The organism is Psychromonas sp. SA13A, from assembly GCF_011378715.1.
In the GTDB taxonomy this organism is placed as follows: Bacteria; Pseudomonadota; Gammaproteobacteria; order Enterobacterales; family Psychromonadaceae; genus Psychromonas.
The window spans coordinates 18,746-38,593 of sequence record NZ_WTKU01000005.1 but is presented as its reverse complement, the minus strand read 5'-3'; the positions used below and the strand labels follow the sequence as shown (position 1 = coordinate 38,593).

The following is a 19,848-nucleotide window of genomic DNA, read 5'->3' as shown; positions in this document are numbered from 1 at the left end:
TTTGTATAGCCGAGTGTCACTTATGTAAAGTGATTCTAATTTAGTTGAGATTACCGGCGGCATAAATCTTTTTTATTGAAAATCTAAAAATAAGATATCGGCTATTTCTATTTCTATTTCTATTTCTACCTCTAGTCAGGATATATGTAGCCGTTGCCAACCAATATTAGTCATAACGTAAAGGTTAACTAATATTTCCTATAGGCCAATTGTGTTGTTCATTTCAATAAAAGCCAAATCAAGCTCAGCTAAGTCAGCGCGTGCTGATTCTAGTTCTCCGGCTTGGTATTTAAGCTGTAACGAATAAGCTATTTTATGTATTTTGTCATGAGCATTTTCAATCTGTTGCATCTCTTCTTCTGTAAATAACTGCTCTTGTTTCCTTAGGAAAGTCCAGTTACCACAATGACATAGTTGATTATCAAGTATTGGCCAAACTATTTTGTTATTCGGGGGTAATAAAATCTGTTTTCTTAGTTTATCTTTCCACTGTGTGGTAATTAGCTTAAATATTTTCAGATTTTTTTGTTTATTATTGTGCTCTTTTTTACTGCAAGTGATCCAGGTTTGGTTAGGAATATAGTCACTTAACCATTTCGACAGGGCTGGTGCTGACATCGGTTTCGCTATTCCATAACCTTGAGCTTGTTGGCATCCCATCAATAACAGCATCAATCCATGCTCATTAGTTTCAACGCCTTCAGCAATAACATTACGATTAAATGATTTTGTTAATGAAATAACACCATCAATAATTGAGTAATCACTTGGATCATCTAGCATGTCTCTGACGAAACTTTGATCAATCTTAATCGTTTCCGCAGGTAAACTTCTTAAATGAGTTAATGATGAGTAACCTGTGCCAAAATCATCCAAAGCAAAACTGACACCTAACAGCGTTTGACACTCCTTGATAATATGAGTAATTGTTTTGAGATCACCTAAAGTAGAGCTTTCCAAAATTTCTAATTGCAAACATTGAGGTTTAATTGCAGGGTGTTCAGCTAAGCACTGTTCAAGCACAATAAAAAAAGAGGAAGAGAGCAGGTGATAAGAAGCAATATTGATACTCACTTCAAGTTCAATACCTTGCAGCTGCCAGTTTTCAAGTTGTTGCAGGGCCTCATTGATAACCCATTCTCCAATCTTAATTTCTAATGATGTTCCGTCGATAAATGGTAAGAAATCTAGTGGTGGTATCATGCCTCTTTCTGGGTGAAGCCAGCGAATTAAGGCTTCGGCTCCAAACACCTCACCTGTTGCCATATTAACTTTCGGTTGATAGTACAATTGAAATTCATTATTGATTAAAGCGCGATTAATTTCTTCTAATTGAAGGTTGTGTTGAATTATACGTTGGTCTGAATCTGGACTATATAATTGAGAGCGATTTTTACCCGCTAATTTAGATTGGTACATTGCATGGTCAGCATGACGTAATAGAGTATCTATATCAGCATTATCTGATGGATAAAGGGTAACACCACTAGAGACAGTAAGATGATGCTCAATATCATCAATTATATAAGGTATGGCTAACGCTTTATGAATGCGTTTGACGGTTGCTTCATATTGTGAAGGCGATTTAATATCATTCAATAAGATGGCAAACTCATCACCACCTTGGCGGGAAACCGTGTCTTCTTCTCGGATGCAACCAATAATACGTTCTGATACTTCAATTAATAAATGGTCACCCGCTTCGTGACCATAGGTATCATTTACAGGTTTGAAATTATCTAAATCTAGGAAGCACACCGCTAGTTGATGGCCTGTACGAATACTATGGGCAATAGATTGATGAAAACGATCTATAAATAAAGCTCTATTAGGTAATTTAGTCAGTACATCATAGTGCGCCATCAGGTTAAGTTTTTCTTGTTGTTGCTTAATGCTGGTAATATCGGAAAATACACCTATGTAGTGAGTGACTCGATTTTGTTGATTGGTTAGTGATGAGATATTGAGCAGTTCAGCATAGAGTTCTCCTTGTTTTGTTCTGTTCCAAACTTCGCCTTGCCAATGCCCGTGGGTTTTAATTGATGACCACATCTCTTCATAAAACTGCGGGCTTTGCTTACCAGACCCTAAGAAGCTGGGCAGTTTACCCATAACTTCCTGTTTGCTAAAGCCTGTTATTCTAACGAAGGCTGGATTAACATCCACAATAAGTTGCTGAGCATCTGTAATGACAATACCTTCATTAGTATCACTAAATACTTTAGAGGATAGTAGTAATCTTTCTTCTGCTTTTTTACGTTGGCTAATATCCTGAGCAACGACAATAATAGTTTTAGGTAGGTTGCCGACTTTACGAGTCGGGGAAATGGTTAGCTCAACCCAAACGATATGCCCATCTTTGTGAATATAACGTTTATCCATTGTTGTTGATCGTTTTTTGCCTCTTAATACTTTATTTCGTTTACTTAAATTGCTTTTTAAATCATCAGGGTGTGTGATTTTTTCAAAAATATTAGGATCTGACATTTCTTCTTTACTGTAGCCAACCATATCGCAAAACTGTTGATTAATACGAATGACCTTTTTGATATCAAAACTGACCAATGCAACGCCAACCGATGCTTGTTCAAAAATAGTACGAAATAGTTGTTCACTGACCTCTAAAGATTCTCTGGATTCATATTGATCTGTAACATTACGAACAACACACACAAGTTGGTCATGCAAATGAATTCTATTAAGTCGAGCTTCCAAGTGAGCTACTTGATTATTAGTAGATAATTGAAAATTAAAAGTAACTACCTTATCGACCTGCATGATCTCATCTATTTTTGATTGGAATAATGCGCCAGTATCTTTTGGTAAAATATCTTGCATGCGTTTACCAATAAATTGTTCGGGTACTTTAAACAGCTCGCTTTTATTTTGTGTACGATAATCTAGAATTTTTCCATCGGATTGTATACGAAAGTAAGTATCTGGTAGCGCGTTAAATATGCTTTGTAGTTCAGCACTATGTTGTAAATTAGCATGCTCTGCTTTTTTTAGATCTGTTATATCTTGTACTATTCCGACCATTAATTTTGATTGACCTGGTGCGTCAATCACATGTCCACCTGAAGCTAAAATCCAACGAATTTCACCATCGGTTCGAATAATTCGACACTCAATTTTCCAATTCATTTTATTTGCAATAGCTTGTTGGAGTTTGTTAGTTACCTCTATTTGTTCTTCAGGGATGACGTGTTGAAGAAATGTATCTGCAGTCCAATGGGGTACCAATGAGTCGTAACCAAATATTTGGTCGTGTGTCAGAGAACGTTGAGAACTCTGGTTAACAAGATTAAGAGACCAATTACCAACCTTGCTTTGTTCTAGAACCAGCTCTAAGTCAGTATCATCTTTTTTTGTTGTTTCTTCTATTTGTCTATATTTTTGTCTGTGTTTTGTCGTATCAATAGCTTGGATCATATAACCAGAGAGTTGGTTATTAGGGGTATAAATAGCAGTTGTCGATACATCAGTATAATAAACAGAGCCATCTGCAATTTGGTAATAATCTTCCGTTATTACCGCTTTTTGTTGACTGGACGCTTTAGCTAAGCGTTTCATCCAACGACTCTCCCATTCAGGAAAATTAGACCATGCAGGGGACTTCCAAAATAGCTTGCCAATATAATCTTCTTTTTTCAAACCTTTGGATGTTAATGCTAAGTCATTAACGTCTAAGATATTTCCTTCCGGTGAGAGTATCGCCATGAAATAAAATGGTTGATTGAAAGCCATTTTAAATAACAGCTCCGTATCATTAATCAGTAGGTGAGGTGACTTTGAATTGTTTAATTTCATAGTTTCACATTATACAAAGTTGGTAGAAAAAATAGGCTAGGAAAACTGAGCGTGCTCAAAGGACGTTGGGCGTTTATAAGTTTTTGTATTGAGAGAAAAATAGTAGATTTTTTTATATAAATTTTAGCGCTTATTTGTGGTTCAAGGTTTGTCATTTTTTTATCCTTGCTATTTAAACTGAGTAGCTAATATAAGATTACTATTAATAGATGGCTTCGGGGACAACTTGAATGGTCTGGATAGTGAGGGAGTAGACCTAATATCAGATAAAATAGTTTATAAATTTTATATAAAAATAAATATAGCTGATAAATGTATATCAATGTAAATCATTGATCACAGCTTAAAAAAAATCATTTAATATATCTAGATAATAACTATTTTTAAGCGATTTAAACTCTGAAAGTGATATGGCGGTTACCAGTATTATTTACAGGGGCAAAAATATAATTAGTTTTATTGTGTGCAACCACCGCCTAGAACCTTTTGATTTGAATCTAAGTCGTTTATTTCTTCATGATTGCTTGAACTTGATTTCTGCCATTATTCTTGGCGATATATAATGCCGAATCAGCTTTTCCTATGAATTGCTCTAAAGAATCGCCTGTTTCATATTGGCCAACACCGATGCTGATTGTAATATTGATTAAATTATTTTCTTTGTCCAATTGATAAGGGTGCCACTCTATATATTGACGTAGTTTTTCTGCAACAATTAAACTTTGTTGTAAATCCTCTTTAGGTAGCAGTAAAATAAATTCTTCTCCGCCATAGCGCACCAGTAAATCATCAGCTCTTAAGGTTTTTCTAATATTGTTAACAAAATGAGTTAACACTTTATCTCCAATAATATGCCCATGAGCATCATTTACTTTTTTAAAATAATCGATATCAATTAACAATAGAGAGAGAGGTTGATTAAGCATATCGGCTTGTTTAAAAAAGCATATCGACTTTTCATCTAAGTAATGTCGATTAAAAACACCCGTTAAATTATCTCTGTAAGCAACATCTTGTAATAGACGTTTTGAATGTTCGATTTGCTCAGTGCGCTGTTTTATTTTTAGTTCTAAGCTTTCATTTAGTTCCTGTAAGGCTTTGGTTTTTTCTGCAACTTTTTCATTCAATTTATTATTTAAATCTTTTAATAAACTCTGTCTGTATACAAAGGCCGCAATAATGGCTAATACAATTAATAATAACCACCATAATAATTGATAGTTAAATTTATCAACATATTGAATGGATGCACTTTTATCGGTAATGCTCTTGATTGATTTTTGCGATAAGTTATCAATTAGTTTGTTAAATATACTTAATAAAAGGGGGTGGTCATTTCTAACGCCAAGACCAAGCTCTCTTTTTTGGTCAAATTTCCCACTTACTTTTAGTTCCCCTAAAAAATCTTCTTGTAAAAAATAGCCAACAGCATCTAAAGCATCAATGAAACCATAAAGTTCGCCGTTAGCTACTTTATTAAGGCCATCTTTTATCGAATTAACATTTACTATAATGATATTGGGGTAAGTGTTTTTAATTATATCCTGTTGCGCATAGCCTTGAACCATGCCAATTTTTTTATCTATTAAGAGAGTAAAATTGTTAACAAATGGCTGGTCTGGTTTAGTCACTAATACTCGGGGAAAAGTTAAGTAAGGAGAAGTAAAATTAAGAAACTCTTCTCTCTCTTCAGTGACACCTGCAAGTGATAAAAGGTCACACTTCCTTTGTTTGGCAAAAACTACCGATTCAGCCCATGATTCAGTTTTCACGATATCTAATGGAATAGGTAGGCGCTTTCTAAAGATATCAAGAAACTCAGTATTCAACCCAATATGTTGACCAGCCTCATCAAAACCATCATAGGGTAACCAGTTAGGATCAATACATATTGTTATCTTTTGTTTATTCTTTAAATAGCTTTTTTCCTGCGAGGTTAGGAATAAAAAAGGATTCGTTTTATCGTAAATGAACTGACTGAAATCAATCGGTCCTTTATCAACCCCTAGTACCTTATATAAATCAAAGCTCTTTTTTAGTTTATTCTCATCAATAACACCAAGTGTTGGTGTATTGAGGTAGGCTAATTTTTTAAGTGCTTTTGCTTCAAATAAAAGGGCTGATTTACTTATGTTTTGTTCATTGTATTTTTCAAATATTATATCAACGGCTTCATCTATATTATCAAACGCATATTGCCAGCCTTTTAAAGATGCGGCTCTAAAGGCTTCGGCCTGTAGTTTATTATTAGCCATAAAATTTTGGCTGGTATACAAAAAATCGCTATACAAATCAAAACCATAATCTTGTGGTGAAAAAGTATTAAAGGGTACACCTAAGGCTTCTAAATCGTGTGGGGTTTTTGATACATAACCAGAGATTAAATCAGTTTTGTTATTGATGAGGTCTTTTATATCATGCGTATGAGTTAAATAAGTTAAGTCTGATTCTTGCACATGGTGTGAACTCAACATGGACTTCAATGAGACTTGCTGAGCATCGGCCTGGGTGGTCATGATCCGTTTACCTAGGAAATCTTTGAATGTATCAATATGAGATTTTTTAGTGCTGAAAATAGCTAAGGGACTGGATTGAAAAAGGGCATACAAAGCAATTATTTTTTTATGTTGAGCTTGCTCTAAAATGAGGTTTTCTTTACCAACTGCAAAATCTACTTTGTCATCAGTGACTAATTGAGCGATCTCATTTTGTATCTCAATGTGAAAAGGTTTTATTGTCAGTGCTAAACCAACTTCATTATAAAAGCCTTTTTCTTTGGCCATATAGTAGCCAGCAAATTGAAATTGCTCAAACCAAGAAGCTTGCAAAGTTATTTGCTTGAATTCTTTTGCATGCAGTGTATTAACAAACAATGCAAAAAAACAAATACACACTCTGATATTGATGGGCACTCAGAATTCCTTTTTTGACAATGCAGATTTACATATCAGATATTAAATAATACTAATGCTCAATTATTAATGATAACAGATATTGCAGAGTGCATATAAACCTTTTTTTGATAAAGGAGTTATATAAATAAATTTAAAATCTGCGCGATAAAATATCTATGTATATTGTGGATAAAAAACAAGGAATAGGTAGGTAGGTAGGAAGGATTGATTGTTACAACAATGTCATCACATTAGTATTAGCATTATTTACAGGGTTTATAAAAAATGTAAAAAGCCAATGTGATGTTTATCTAAGACTTATCTAATAGCTATATTTTCCTATCTCATGCTTAAACACTTTAGCGTTAATTCGCATAGTAAGAAGTTATTGATATTATCTATTTTTCTTGTATCTTTTTCTTCTTGCTTCTTTAACTTCAATTTTCTTTTTCAGTTTTTCTGCCATGATCACTTCAACTTCCAGTTTTTCAACCGCCACCATTTCAGGTATTTCTAAACTTAATAAACCTAATGCACCAGAACGCAGCTCGTTTAACAGGATTGTTGATACTTTGTAGATATCAAAATGCCCACCTGCGCGCAATGCACCACGACGTTTAGCAATCAGTTCCATTAACTCATGGTCCGATTGCGGAGTTTCCTCAAACTCATAACGCTGCTGTAAACGAGGCAAATAGTGTTTTATTAAATATTCCGCTGCGTAATATGCAATATCTTCATACTCAATAGCAGTATCTTTAATCGCTCCCGTTACCGCTAAACGATAACCAGAATTTGCATTCTCAATTTTAGGCCATAAAAACCCTGGAGTATCGGACAGCATAATGCCACTTGGTAAGCGGATACGTTGTTGATTTTTAGTCACTGCAGGTTCATTACCCGTTTTAGCAATAATACGATCAGCTAAAATATTAATGATGGTGGATTTACCTACATTAGGAATACCCATGATCATGGCTCGAATTTGTTTATCTTGCCCTAATCGATTAGGTAACATCTTTTCACAGAGTTTAGTGATCTGATGCACTTGCTCAGGTTTGCTAGTGGTAATGGCAATCGCTTTTACATCTTGATCTTGTTCTAAATACTCAATCCATCTGGCGGTAATTTCTGGGTCCGCAAGGTCTGCTTTATTTAATACTTTAATACAAGGCGTTTTCTTTCTAATAGCTGCTATCAGTGGGTTTTCGCTACTGTAAGGGATACGTGCATCAACAACTTCAATAATAATATCAACTTGTGGAAGTACTTCTTGAATTTGTTTGTGTGCTTTGTGCATGTGTCCAGGAAACCACTGGATATTCGCTTTACTCATTTAATTTTACTGCCTTTGGAATTTTTATATCATGACTGATATTTAAGCTTAACATGACTTGAAACCCTGCTTGAAAATTAAATTCGTTAATCGGGGGAAGGTTTTTAAGTACAATGTTGATAATTTGTTATTTTAACTGATGATCGGATAGATAGACATGTAATTAATGGTTAATAATAAGCCATAGCCATAAAAAGCTATTTGAACCTGATGGCAACAAATTTTTACTGCTTTATTGGTATTGAAAATTAATTCATTTATTACTTAACGTCTTTTCTACTTGTCGCGCTCAACGACTTTGTTATACTGCCGAAAATTCCCTTGCTTCTTACTAGTTTGTTGATTTACATCATGCAAATATATTTGGAAATGAAGTAGGAGGTTTAATTGATTTTTCCGGATCATTAAGGTAATAACTTTTGAGTGTACTGTTTCCTCTACAATATTGTCAGCAAATTAAATCGCAATCCACAGTTAGTGGATTAGGTTTGAGTGCCCGTGCAATAGGAATGGAGGGCAAGTTACTGCCTATTTTAACGCTATTATGCATTTATGTATTCATGTTGTTGAATGGCTTAATTGACGATATTAGCGAATTAAATCATCTATTAAGTGAAGGGGCTTTTTCTGAGTCTATGTCAGTTAATAGTGGCAGCCTTTTTGATGACTCATTAATGTCGAGTCAACTATTAATTGGTTTATGCTGGTTATTATTTTTATACTTTCCTGCTCGCCGAACGGCGATGGTGTTACGTAAAACAGCGGTTTCTTTTTGCGAAACCCTACAATCTTTTATTTCCCTCAGTATTCACGGTTGCCGTGCTCCCCCAGCTGTAAATGGTTAATCGCTACCTGTAGCTTAGCTGTTTTAGTTTTTTAATCATCTTTGTTTTTTTGTAGCCGCATGTGTTTGCGATTCACCTCCCTTATTCAATCTACTGTTATTTTTTGTCACCCAATTTTTGTGTTGAGTAAAAAAATATCAGAGAATTTCTACTCCGTTGTTTTTATGTACCGACTTTATAGTCGCTGTGGTGCATCAAATAACATCTTTTAAATTTTAGGTTATATCAATTCACTTAATTACATGTGTTTAGTTGATTTACTACAGTAAGTTAGCTTTTTCATTAGTTATGTGAATTGGTATTAGTAGGATAGTCCATTGTTAATTCGCAACCTTTGTAATATAGCCTTAGCTAGCATGGTGCTGGTTTTGTCCGGCTGCTCAGGCGGAGTGCTCGACCCAAAAGGTCAAATAGGTATTGATGAGAAAAACTTAATCATCATAGCTACTGTACTCATGCTGCTCGTCGTGATCCCCGTTATTGTGATGACTTTATATTTCGCATGGAAATATAGAGATACACAAACTCATGAAATTTATGCCCCGAAATGGGCTCACTCAAATAAAATAGAAGCTTTTGTTTGGGCAGTTCCAATCCTTATCGTGATTATTTTAGGCGTGATTACTTGGCAATCAACTCATAGCTTAGACCCTTACAAGCCGATTGAAGGTAAGGGAGAACATCTGACTGTTGAAGTCGTTTCCTTAAACTGGAAATGGTTATTTATTTATCCGGAACAAGGTATTGCGACAGTCAATGAATTGGTGTTCCCAGCAAATGTACCGGTTGAATACAAAATCACCTCAGAAAGCACCATGAATTCGTTCTTTATTCCACAGTTAGGTAGTCAAATTTACTCAATGGCCGGTATGCAAACTAAGTTGCATTTGATCGCTAATGAGCCAGGTACCTTCAAAGGTATTTCTGCTAACTACAGTGGTGCTGGTTTCTCTGGTATGAAATTTAATGCGATTGCAACGCCTACACAAGCTGACTTTGATCAATGGGTGAGTGATGTTAAAGCGCAGGGGAGCTCATTAACGAAAGCAAATTATGATCAATTAGCTTTAGCCAGTGAGAACAATCCTGTGACTTATTACGGCAGCGTTGATAAAGGCTTGTTCCATACCATTATCATGAAATACATGGCTGGTATGAATGGCTCGCGCAATATGGATAAAAATAAAGAGATGGGAAGTATGAAACATTTGCATCATGAAATGGCTGAACATTCAGTTAGCTCAGCTAACAGCCAAGGCGAGGAGTAATTATGTCGTTTTTAGGTAAATTATCGATAGATGCCATTCCGTTCCATGAACCTATTTTAGTGTTCACTATGGGTGCCATCGCTATCGGTGGCATTGCACTTTTTGCACTCATTACAAAGTATAAAAAGTGGGGTATTTTATGGACTGAGTGGATCACATCCGTAGACCATAAACGTTTAGGTATTATGTACATCCTTCTTGCTTTAGTGATGTTGTTCCGTGGTTTCAGCGATGCGATCATGATGCGTTCACAACTTGCATTAGCAACCAGTGGTGCGCCGGGTTATCTTCCGCCTGAACATTATGACCAAATATTTACGGCACATGGTGTGATTATGATCATCTTTATGGCGATGCCATTTATGGTGGGATTAATGAACATCATTTTACCGTTACAAATTGGTGCGCGTGATGTTGCTTTTCCTTTCTTAAACAATTTAAGTTTTTGGTTAACAGCCAGCGGTGCCATTTTAATTAATATGTCACTTGTGTTTGGTGAGTTTGCTAAAACAGGTTGGGTTGCTTATCCACCACTTTCGGAGCTGACATTTAGCCCTGGAGTGGGAGTAGATTATTATATTTGGGCCCTACAAATATCTGGGTTGGGTACATTATTAACATCTGTTAACTTTTTAGTGACTGTCTTAAAAATGCGTGCACCAGGTATGACATTAATGAAAATGCCTATTTTCACTTGGACCTGTACTTGGGCAAATATTTTAATTGCAGCATCTTTCCCAATCTTAACCGCATTGTTAACAATGCTAACACTTGACCGTTACCTTGGTTTCCACTTCTTTACTAATGATGGTGGTGGTAACGCCATGATGTACATCAACCTGTTTTGGGCTTGGGGTCATCCTGAAGTTTATATCTTAGTACTACCTGCTTTTGGTATATTCTCTGAAATTATATCAACCTTTACCAGTAAACGTTTATTTGGTTATACGTCAATGGTTTATGCAAGTGGTGCAATTTCAATCTTAGGTTTCATCGTGTGGTTACATCACTTCTTTACCATGGGGTCGAGTGCCAACGTTAATTCCTTCTTTGGTATGGCGACCATGGTTATCGCTGTGCCAACAGGGGTGAAGCTTTTCAACTGGTTATTTACTATTTACCGTGGTCGTTTACAAATGACTGTCCCAGTAATGTGGACACTTGGATTTATGGTTACCTTTACTGTCGGTGGTATGACGGGGGTGTTATTAGCGATTCCAGGTGCTGATTATGTTCTACATAATAGTCTGTTCTTAATTGCACATTTCCATAATACGATCATTGGTGGTGCGGTATTTGGTTACCTTGCTGGTTTCTCTTTCTGGTTCCCTAAAGCGATGGGCTTTAAGCTTAATGAGCGTTGGGGTAAAGGTGCTTTCTGGTGTTGGATAGTTGGTTTCTTCTTTGCCTTTATGCCACTTTATGTGCTTGGTTTCCTCGGTATGACACGTCGTTTAAATCACACTAATAATCCTGATTGGAACATCTGGTTATACATTGCCATGGTGGGTGCTGTGATCATTATGTTCGGTATTATTTGCCAAGTGATTCAATTGTACGTGAGCTTTAGAGACCGTGAGGCCCTTGATGATAAAACGGGTGATCCGTGGAATGGCCATACACTTGAATGGGCAACATCTTCTCCTCCACAGTCTTATAATTTCGCCGAAATTCCACACATCGATGATATTGATGCATGGACGGATATGAAAGAAAAAGGCCAAGTTTATCAAACTAAAGCGAGCTATGAACCTATCCATATGCCTAAAAACACAACGGCAGGCGTATTTATGGGGATCACTTTAACTGCGTTCTGTTTTGCCATGATCTGGCATATTTGGTGGTTAGCGATTGTAGGTTTGGTGGGCGGTATTGCTGTCTTTATCCAACGTTGTTACAGCAAAGATGTCGATTTTTATGTGCAACCACAAGAAATATTAGCAACAGAAAAAGCCCATAATTTAAGCGCAAGTAAGGGGATAAATGCATGAGTACTGTTAGTGCACAAATAGATACTAAAGCAGTATCTCATGAGCATCATGAACACCATGATACTTCCGGAGATACGATTTTTGGTTTTTGGTTATACCTAATGACTGACTGCTTGTTATTTGCCTCGTTCTTCGCGACTTATGCTGTGTTATTTATGAATACAGCGGGTGGTGTATCGGGTAAAGATATCTTTGAACTCGATTTTGTAGCAGTAGAAACAGCCGCATTATTGATCAGTAGTATTACTTTTGGTTTTGCCATGATTGCTGCACAAAGGCAAAAAAAGGGATGGACCTTAAATTGGTTGTTGATCACTTTTTGCTTAGGTGCTTCGTTCATCGCTATGGAACTTTATGAGTTTACTCACCTTATCGAGCATGGTAATGGCCCTCAAGGAAGTGCTTTCTTGAGTTCATTTTTTGCCTTAGTCGGATTACATGGTTTACACGTAACAGCGGGTTTGATCTGGATGACGGTAATGATGATAGAGGTTGCTCGTCGTGGTCTTGGTAATGCAACAGTGACTCGTTTGAGTTGCTTAAGCTTATTCTGGCACTTTTTAGATATTGTTTGGATCTGTGTTTTCACTGTTGTTTATTTAATGGGAGCAATGTAATGAGCCATAACGAAATAGAGCATGATGCCTCTCATGGTAGCGTCAAAACCTATCTAATTGGTTTTCTATTATCTGTTATTTTAACTGCCATTCCATTTTATGTGGTGATCAGTGGAGACTTTTCAAAAGTCACCACTCTGTGGAGCATTGTTATTTTAGCAATAGTACAAATTTGGGTGCATTTGAAATACTTTTTACACCTTAATTTTATTACCGAAAGCGGTCGTTTAAACAGCTTCTCATTCCTGTTCAGTGCGATGATTATCATTATGGTAGTGGGATTATCTGTTTGGATTATTTATGCATCAAACGCAATGATGATGTATTAAATTAATCAACCCTGCGGCAATCTTTTGTCGCAGGGTTATTTTCAATCAGAGTTGATACTAGGATACGTAAAAGTTTTCAAACTTAGTAAAGCGTATTAAACGAGTTATAGATGGCAAAAAAGAGGTTAAAGATGTTTCGTCGTTATTGGAGTGTGACCAAGCCGGGTATCATTATGGGTAATTTTATCAGTGTGGCGGGTGGTTTTTTACTCGCGTCACGTGGTGATATTGATCCATGGTTGATGATTGCAACATTATTAGGTTTATCTTTTGTGATTGCTTCTGGGTGTGTCATTAATAATGTGATTGATAGAGATATTGATATCAAAATGGCGCGCACGCGTACACGAGTGACGGTGACTGGAGAGATGTCTGCGCTAGCAGCTTTATGCCACGGTGTTGTATTAGGGGTGATTGGTTTTGGTTTATTGATTGCTTATACAACGTCGGCTGCTGTATTTTTTGCTGTATTTGGTTATGTTATTTATGTGGGTGTTTATAGCCTCTATATGAAACGTAACTCTATTTATGGCACATTTATCGGTAGTTTATCCGGCGCTGTGCCACCTGTGGTTGGCTATTGCGCAGTAACAGGGCGCTTTGATATGGAGGCGTTGATATTATTAGTGATGTTTAGTTTATGGCAAATGCCACACTCTTATGCGATCGCTATTTTTCGCTTTAAAGATTATCAAGCTGCGAATATTCCAGTGCTACCGGTAGCTAAGGGAATTGATAAAGCAAAACGTCATATTGTGCTTTATATTGCCATCTATGCGTTAGTGGTGATGTTATTGCCTATTGGTGGATATACTGGCGCGGCCTTTATGGCGGTTGCTTGTACGACTAGTTTTTGGTGGTTGTTAATGGCATTACGCGGTTATCGTCGTGATATTGATGTGATTGGTTGGGCTCGACAAGTGTTCGGTTTTTCTATTGTTAATATTACTGCATTGAGTATTGCGATGGCGATGGATTATCAAATGATTGCTCCGCAATTCGCGCTATTCAATTGAGTTAAAGGCGTTTTGACAGTGCAAGCTAGTCTTTGCCATTGCTAATCCTTATCATTGCTAGTAACTAATACGCCTAGTAATTACATTATTGCTTATTAAGATGATTAATAACTAACATGATTGGTCGCTATGACGATTGATAGTTGGTAGTTGATAGTTAAGGTTATTTAAAATAATAAAGCTTAAATAGACAAACTAAAAAGGCGTTAAGTTAATACTTAACGCCTTTTTTACCATTATTCAACTTGATTTAGCAGTCTTTTAATCTTGGTAATATTCACTCTTTTTTCATCTACTTTTAAATAAGCAATCGCTTCAGTAAATACCACGGTTGCCTCAATAACACCGGGCATATTAATTAATTGTTCTGCTACTTCTCCCGCTTGTTTTTCATTTTCAACATTAATGGTGAAGCTTAGGTTTTTAGACTTTTTAAGTGGGCTCATTCCTAAACTAATGATTAACCATATACAGCAGATCACTGCCATCACTAAGAAAATAGATTGTTCACCAAAATTACTGGCAATGGCTCCACCTAATACACCGCCACTAAAAGCGCCTAGAAATTGGCTACTAGAGTAGATGCCCATCACACTACCTTTCACACCAGCAGGGGCAAGGCGCGATAATATAGAAGGCATTGTTGCTTCTAAATAGTTAAATGCTGTGAAAAACATGATCACAGTGATCACTAAGCCGGTAAAACTTGTTGGCAAGTACCAAAGTAGAAATAGCGCTAGGGTAAGTAATAAAACCGATGCCGATAACATTTGTTTTTCTTTTTGCTTTTTAATCGCAAAAATCATAAATGGTACCATCAAAAAGAATGAGCCGATTAATGTGGGTAAATACAATTGCCAATGATCTTCAAGCTGTAAACCACTTTCAACAAACTGTTTAGGTAATGTAATAAAACAAGCCGTCATCGCCATGTGCAGCGCGAATACACCAAAATTTAAGCGCGACAATTGAGGGTGGCGAATCAATTTTTTGAGTTGAGCAGGTAAAGCAACACTATCACCACGTGGGGCTTTATTAACAGAATGAGGAACTAAAAATTGAATTAATAACATCGCAAAAATAGTTAATAGTGCAATAAACCAGAACAATCCACTTAACCCAAAGGCTTCTGCCACAATAGGGCCTATTATCATCGCAATAGTAAATGATAAACCAATGAACATACCAATGGTTGCCATCACTTTAGGGCGTTGTTCTTCACGACTTAAATCTGCTGCTAATGCCAAAATAGCACTCGCAATCGCTCCGGTTCCCTGTAATGCTCGGCCCAATACCACGCCATAGATAGTGTCTGACATAGCAGCCACAATACTACCTAATAGAAAAATGAATAAGCCAATCAAAATAATCGGTTTACGCCCATATTTATCAGATAAAATACCCATGGGGATCTGTAACATAGCTTGAGTCAAGCCATAAGCACCTATCGCTAAACCGATCCAGATTGGGCTATAACCTATTAACTGTTCGCCATAAATAGCAAAAACAGGCAGGATCATAAATAAACCCAACATACGCAGACCAAAAACAGCAGCTAAAGAAAAAGCCGCTTTTTTTTCAATACTATTTAAACCGTTAGAACTCATAAAATATCTTAATGTTGTCTATACCCTAGATGGGCGAAGTGTTACAGAGGATGTGATGATTATTTTATCACGCTATTAAGAGTACACAACCCGCAAAGATAAGTAATGCCGATTTCGCTAAATAGCTGAATAATCTTACTGGTTAAGATGCATCAATTCTGTGTTTGAAATTTTGTAAAGGAAAACCATTTGACGCAATTACTTCATGGAATTAATGCTATAAAATCTGCATTATCAGATATTCGATTATTTATTGCTATTGGTAAGTTTATTGTTATCTTAAATTCAAGGTCGTAAATAATCTAAAGGAGGGGATAAATGTCAATTCGTAAATATACCGACGACGATTTTGAAGCGTTGCAGAATATTTATAATATCGCTAGGCCCGATGAGTTTTATGCAGAGCAGGGAAATTTTAAATTCATACTATTAGCAGATGATGAATATATTATGTTCATGTTAGGTGAGTCAGAAGTGTTTGTTTATGAACAAGATAGCATTCTTGGTTTTTGTGGATTTAGCGGAGATCGTATTAATTGGCTTTTTGTCGACCCTAGTAGCAGAGGTCAAGGTGTAGGCCATAAACTACTGCAATATGTTTTACATAAACTTGAAAAAGGGGCCTCATTGTCGGTATGGAAATCAAACCAACGCGCGCAATCGCTGTATAAAAAGCTAGGTTTTCGTATCAGTGGTGAGTTTCAAGTCGGCTTCCAAGGCCATCAATTAATGGTTAACACTATGGTTTATCCTTAAATCAAATCAACGCGCACAATCACTGTATAAAAAGCTAGGTTTTCGTATCAGTGGTGAGTTTCAAGTCGGCTTCCAAGGCCTTCAATTAATGGTTAGCACTATGGTTTATCCTTAAATCAAACTGTGTCATACCTCTTGTTGCTTTTTATTCGTATTAAAGCAATAGGTGAGCGCTTAATCTGCTCACATACTCCGAACGCATAACCTGCTAACATAGCCCCATAGAGTTTTCACACAAATGTTAATAGGTGAAACAGTAATGGATTTAATAATAGAAATGGGCACTATTGATGATGTGTTGCTAGTTGACGCTTCTACTCCTGAATTTGAACAACAACATACACAGCAATCAATTACCGCTAGATTAAATGCAAAAACCTCGCTCATTTTAGTTGCAAAAATAAAAGGGCTTGTCGTTGCTTACAAAATTGGTTATGCACTATCGGAGAATGTATTTTACAGTTGGTTAGGTGCTGTAGTTCCTGCATATCGTCAACAAGGCATTGCTACTCAATTACGTGTTTATCAAGAACAATGGGCTGTTAATTCCGGATATAGTTGTATCAATGTCAAGTCCATGAATCGTTACCCTGGCATGTTACAGTTGTTAATTAATAGTGGTTACCAAATCCATGGATATCAAGCAAATGAAGATGATAAGTATGGAGAAAATGGCAAAATTTTATTTATAAAAAAGCTGATATGATATTTGAGCCAACGGGGTGGTAACTGATATATACCTTGAAGTATTATGTGGTTGTATTGTGCAGAAAATATCACATGTTTTACATTAAACTTTAAGCAATAAAAAATTAAAATATAAAATATATCGTTGTTGTTTGCAGATTGAATGCAGCTTTAAAAACAGCACTCAGAGTCATTTAATAAGGATTTAATATGCAATCAACATCTAGTCAATCGCAAGGATTATTGCTTTTTAGACTATCTCAGTTACAAAATTTTGCGCTAGGCACCTTAAAAATAAAAGAACTTGTTCCTTATATGCCACTTACCCAATTACCTAATGCGGATACCAATATATTAGGTGTTGCTAGTATTCGAGGGCGAACGCTACCTATTATCGATATGGCTGCTGCAGTAGGTTACCCAGCGATGAGCGAAGCTGAAAAAAAACAGGCAACCATTATTATCACCGATTGTAGTCGCATGCATGTTGGATTTTTGGTGCGAAAAATAGAGCGTATTGTCGAATGTAATTGGAAAAATATTGATCCGCCACCTAGTTCATTAGGGCATAAAACTTATATTACCGGTATTACCCGTTTTGAAAATCAACTTATTCAGCTATTGGATGTCGAATTGCTACTGGCTGAGCTATTCCCTGATAAAGATGAAAAAGCGGTGGAGATCACTGGCGTGCAAAAAGGGTTATTACAGAATTCTCACATTTTATTAGTTGATGACTCTTCCGTAGCTCGTCGTCAACTAGAAAGTGCATTGACTAAAATTGATGTGCCTTTTAAGGTTTGTAAAAATGGTCATGATGCCTTTGCCGTCATGAAAGACTGTGCTGCAAAAGGCAACCCAATCGACATACTGGTTAGTGATATTGAGATGCCAGGGTTAGATGGCTACGAATTAACCTTTGAAGTACGCAGCGTACCAGCCATTGCAGAAACCTATGTTATTTTGCATAGTTCGCTATCCAGTGCAATGAGTATGGATCGAGCCAGTCAGGTTGGTGCAGATCAAGCATTAGCCAAATTTGATGCTAAAGAATTAGTGAATGCGATGTTGATAGGTGCCAAAAAGAAACACTAGTACCTAGTTTATGAGCATAGTTAACGAGTAGATTTTTGCTTTCTGGAAAACATTAGCTCAGCGGTGTATGCATTAAAAATTAACATTATTAAGGGTCAAAAAATTAAGGGGCACAAACTTTGAATGAAATTACACTGCCTGTTTTAACTGCGTCGGTCATTAGTAAGCAAACTCTTTTGCAAGTAAAGGATGGCGAGCAGGGGGCTAGCCAAAAAATGACAGAACAAGGCAATGCAATTAAAGAAAGTTGCAAAACCAGCCATTCATTTTTTACTGACGTAACTTATTCAGTAGTAGATTATAACGGTTTATTTATTACTGACAGGATAGATGCGCTCAACTTTCGCCATCGTAGCAGCGAACCTGGCTATTTTAGTACTTGGCATGTGGCCGGTGATCCTACTCTAATTATTATTCGTTCAGGTATTTTACGTATCACGCTACGCAGTGGCGAATTTCGAGACTTTAAAGCAGGGGACTTATTTATTGCACAGGATCGTTTACAAGAAAATGAAGCATTTGATGACCATATTCATGGCCATTGTGCTGAATTAATTGGAGATGAAACCTTGCTTGCGGTCCATATTAAGTTGGCTTCAATCTAATCATTTATCAAAACTGGCCTTATTGAGTCGATTACTACAAGTGGATTGTTAAAAATTGGAGTCGCTCGTCAATTGTATTTTTAGTACAAACAAATTTTTCTTTTTAACCACAGCCTATTTTCTATAATTCAACGATTTCCAAATTTATCCATTATTTATAAGGTGTTTATATGCGCATCAATCGTCATTTTTGCAAATATCTGTTTACTGTGCTTAGACAAAAAGAGTTGAAGACCGTTTGGGCTCTGAACTGTATCTTGGTAATGTTTAGTTCAAATGTGACCGCTAATGAGCAAGTTGAACCTTTAATTGTTCCCGCAACTTCAACTCACTTTGCAAACCCAGCGTTAACAACAGATATCACCATTGGCCATTTCTCACAGGGAGACCTTACTGGGTGGGAAGAGAAAGAGTTTTCAGGTCAAACAGACTACCAAATAGTTACCGATGCCAGCACTTCAGCTAATGCGGGGAAGGCGAAAAAGATACTGAAAGCAAACAGTAATAATAGTGCTTCTGGGCTGTTTAAAGAACAACGTATTGATCTGCAGAAAACACCTTATTTACATTGGTCTTGGAAAACACAGCATTTATATTCCGGTTTGAACGAAGTTAAAAAAGAAGGGGATGATTTTGTTGCGCGTATTTATATCGTAATCGATGGTGGTATGTTTATATGGAAAACAAAAGCATTGAATTATGTCTGGTCATCTTCTTTTAAAGAGAATGAGTTTTGGCCCAATCCTTACACCTCTAACGCTATTATGTTTGCCGTTGAATCAGGCACTAAAAATATTGGTAAATGGGTTAAATATAAACGTAATGTTAGTGTCGATTTACAAAAGGTGCTGGGAAAAGAGGTTCGCTATATCGATGCCATTGCAGTCATGACGGATAGCGATAGTTCAGGGCTACAAGCCACTACGTATTATGGAGATATCTACTTTAGTGCAGAGTAGTTTTTACTATTTTTTATCTGATGGGTTAGTTTG

The 19,848-nt window shown here is 36.5% G+C and carries 15 protein-coding genes; 11 read left to right on the top strand and 4 right to left on the bottom strand.

All coding sequences use genetic code 11. The features are described 5' to 3' along the window. Nucleotides 1–198: 198 nt before the first annotated feature. The 3 genes from GQR44_RS06580 to ylqF all read right to left on the bottom strand — a co-directional run bounded on the left by GQR44_RS06580 (nt 199) and on the right by ylqF (nt 8,040). A complete protein-coding gene (locus GQR44_RS06580) occupies nt 199–3,810 on the bottom strand; it encodes a PAS domain S-box protein (RefSeq protein WP_166370513.1) in 3,612 nt (1,203 codons plus the stop codon). 506 nt (nt 3,811–4,316) lie between these two features. After that, nucleotides 4,317–6,722 (bottom strand): diguanylate cyclase, encoded by a 2,406-nt coding sequence (locus GQR44_RS06575; protein ID WP_166370511.1) that lies wholly within the window; start codon nt 6,720–6,722, stop codon nt 4,317–4,319. A 376-nt stretch (nt 6,723–7,098) separates the two neighbouring features. Continuing rightward, nucleotides 7,099–8,040, bottom strand: coding sequence for a ribosome biogenesis GTPase YlqF (ylqF, locus tag GQR44_RS06570; RefSeq protein ID WP_166370509.1), 942 nt, complete (start codon nt 8,038–8,040; stop codon nt 7,099–7,101). Nucleotides 8,041–8,459: 419 nt separating this feature from the next. Here ylqF and GQR44_RS06565 point away from each other — a divergent pair, with 419 nt between their 5' ends. The 6 genes from GQR44_RS06565 to cyoE all read left to right on the top strand — a co-directional run bounded on the left by GQR44_RS06565 (nt 8,460) and on the right by cyoE (nt 14,106). Beyond that, nucleotides 8,460–8,885 carry a hypothetical protein gene (locus GQR44_RS06565; RefSeq protein WP_166370507.1) on the top strand — a complete coding sequence of 142 codons (426 nt, stop codon included), beginning with the start codon at nt 8,460–8,462 and terminating at the stop codon, nt 8,883–8,885. 317 nt (nt 8,886–9,202) lie between these two features. Beyond that, nucleotides 9,203–10,153, top strand: a complete 951-nt coding sequence (cyoA, locus tag GQR44_RS06560; RefSeq protein ID WP_166370505.1) for a ubiquinol oxidase subunit II — start codon at nt 9,203–9,205, stop codon at nt 10,151–10,153. A 2-nt stretch (nt 10,154–10,155) separates the two neighbouring features. Then, nucleotides 10,156–12,144: a cytochrome o ubiquinol oxidase subunit I gene (cyoB, locus tag GQR44_RS06555; protein WP_166370503.1), complete on the top strand. Its 1,989-nt coding sequence runs from the start codon at nt 10,156–10,158 to the stop codon at nt 12,142–12,144. Continuing rightward, the gene (cyoC, locus tag GQR44_RS06550; protein ID WP_166370501.1) at nt 12,141–12,761 is read left to right on the top strand and encodes a cytochrome o ubiquinol oxidase subunit III; all 621 of its coding nucleotides are present in this window, start codon (nt 12,141–12,143) and stop codon (nt 12,759–12,761) included. Before cyoB ends, cyoC begins: the two co-directional genes overlap by 4 nt. Next, nucleotides 12,761–13,090: a cytochrome o ubiquinol oxidase subunit IV gene (gene cyoD / locus GQR44_RS06545; protein WP_166370499.1), complete on the top strand. Its 330-nt coding sequence runs from the start codon at nt 12,761–12,763 to the stop codon at nt 13,088–13,090. The genes cyoC and cyoD overlap by 1 nt, the downstream gene beginning before the upstream one ends. 131 nt (nt 13,091–13,221) lie before the next feature. Next, nucleotides 13,222–14,106 carry a heme o synthase gene (gene cyoE, locus GQR44_RS06540; protein WP_166370497.1) on the top strand — a complete coding sequence of 295 codons (885 nt, stop codon included), beginning with the start codon at nt 13,222–13,224 and terminating at the stop codon, nt 14,104–14,106. A gap of 236 nt (nt 14,107–14,342) precedes the next feature. Here cyoE and GQR44_RS06535 read toward each other — a convergent pair whose 3' ends face one another. Continuing rightward, nucleotides 14,343–15,713, bottom strand: coding sequence for an MFS transporter (locus GQR44_RS06535; protein ID WP_166370495.1), 1,371 nt, complete (start codon nt 15,711–15,713; stop codon nt 14,343–14,345). A 318-nt stretch (nt 15,714–16,031) separates the two neighbouring features. Between GQR44_RS06535 and GQR44_RS06530 the strand changes: the two genes are divergently transcribed. From GQR44_RS06530 to GQR44_RS06510, 5 genes are all read left to right on the top strand, one after another. Then, a complete protein-coding gene (locus tag GQR44_RS06530) occupies nt 16,032–16,469 on the top strand; it encodes a GNAT family N-acetyltransferase (protein ID WP_166370493.1) in 438 nt (145 codons plus the stop codon). A gap of 259 nt (nt 16,470–16,728) precedes the next feature. Then, nucleotides 16,729–17,175, top strand: coding sequence for a GNAT family N-acetyltransferase (locus GQR44_RS06525; RefSeq protein WP_166370491.1), 447 nt, complete (start codon nt 16,729–16,731; stop codon nt 17,173–17,175). Between the two features lie 191 nt (nt 17,176–17,366). Then, nucleotides 17,367–18,251 carry a chemotaxis protein gene (locus tag GQR44_RS06520; RefSeq protein WP_166370489.1) on the top strand — a complete coding sequence of 295 codons (885 nt, stop codon included), beginning with the start codon at nt 17,367–17,369 and terminating at the stop codon, nt 18,249–18,251. 119 nt (nt 18,252–18,370) lie between these two features. Continuing rightward, entirely contained in the window at nt 18,371–18,856 is a 486-nt protein-coding gene (locus tag GQR44_RS06515) for a hypothetical protein (protein ID WP_240923579.1), read from the top strand. A 170-nt stretch (nt 18,857–19,026) separates the two neighbouring features. Next, nucleotides 19,027–19,815, top strand: coding sequence for a DUF3047 domain-containing protein (locus tag GQR44_RS06510; RefSeq protein ID WP_240923578.1), 789 nt, complete (start codon nt 19,027–19,029; stop codon nt 19,813–19,815). Nucleotides 19,816–19,848 lie beyond the last annotated feature (33 nt).

Bases quoted from the DNA above. Each gene is read 5' to 3' on its own strand.
- cyoB (WP_166370503.1), top strand. From the start codon at position 10,156: ATGTCGTTTTTAGGTAAATTATCGATAGATGCCATTCCGTTCCATGAA.
- GQR44_RS06520 (WP_166370489.1), top strand. From the start codon at position 17,367: ATGCAATCAACATCTAGTCAATCGCAAGGATTATTGCTTTTTAGACTA.
- ylqF (WP_166370509.1), bottom strand. From the start codon at position 8,040: ATGAGTAAAGCGAATATCCAGTGGTTTCCTGGACACATGCACAAAGCA.
- GQR44_RS06525 (WP_166370491.1), top strand. From the start codon at position 16,729: ATGGATTTAATAATAGAAATGGGCACTATTGATGATGTGTTGCTAGTT.
- GQR44_RS06510 (WP_240923578.1), top strand. From the start codon at position 19,027: ATGCGCATCAATCGTCATTTTTGCAAATATCTGTTTACTGTGCTTAGA.
- GQR44_RS06535 (WP_166370495.1), bottom strand. From the start codon at position 15,713: ATGAGTTCTAACGGTTTAAATAGTATTGAAAAAAAAGCGGCTTTTTCT.
- cyoC (WP_166370501.1), top strand. From the start codon at position 12,141: ATGAGTACTGTTAGTGCACAAATAGATACTAAAGCAGTATCTCATGAG.
- GQR44_RS06580 (WP_166370513.1), bottom strand. From the start codon at position 3,810: ATGAAATTAAACAATTCAAAGTCACCTCACCTACTGATTAATGATACG.
- cyoD (WP_166370499.1), top strand. From the start codon at position 12,761: ATGAGCCATAACGAAATAGAGCATGATGCCTCTCATGGTAGCGTCAAA.
- cyoE (WP_166370497.1), top strand. From the start codon at position 13,222: ATGTTTCGTCGTTATTGGAGTGTGACCAAGCCGGGTATCATTATGGGT.
- GQR44_RS06530 (WP_166370493.1), top strand. From the start codon at position 16,032: ATGTCAATTCGTAAATATACCGACGACGATTTTGAAGCGTTGCAGAAT.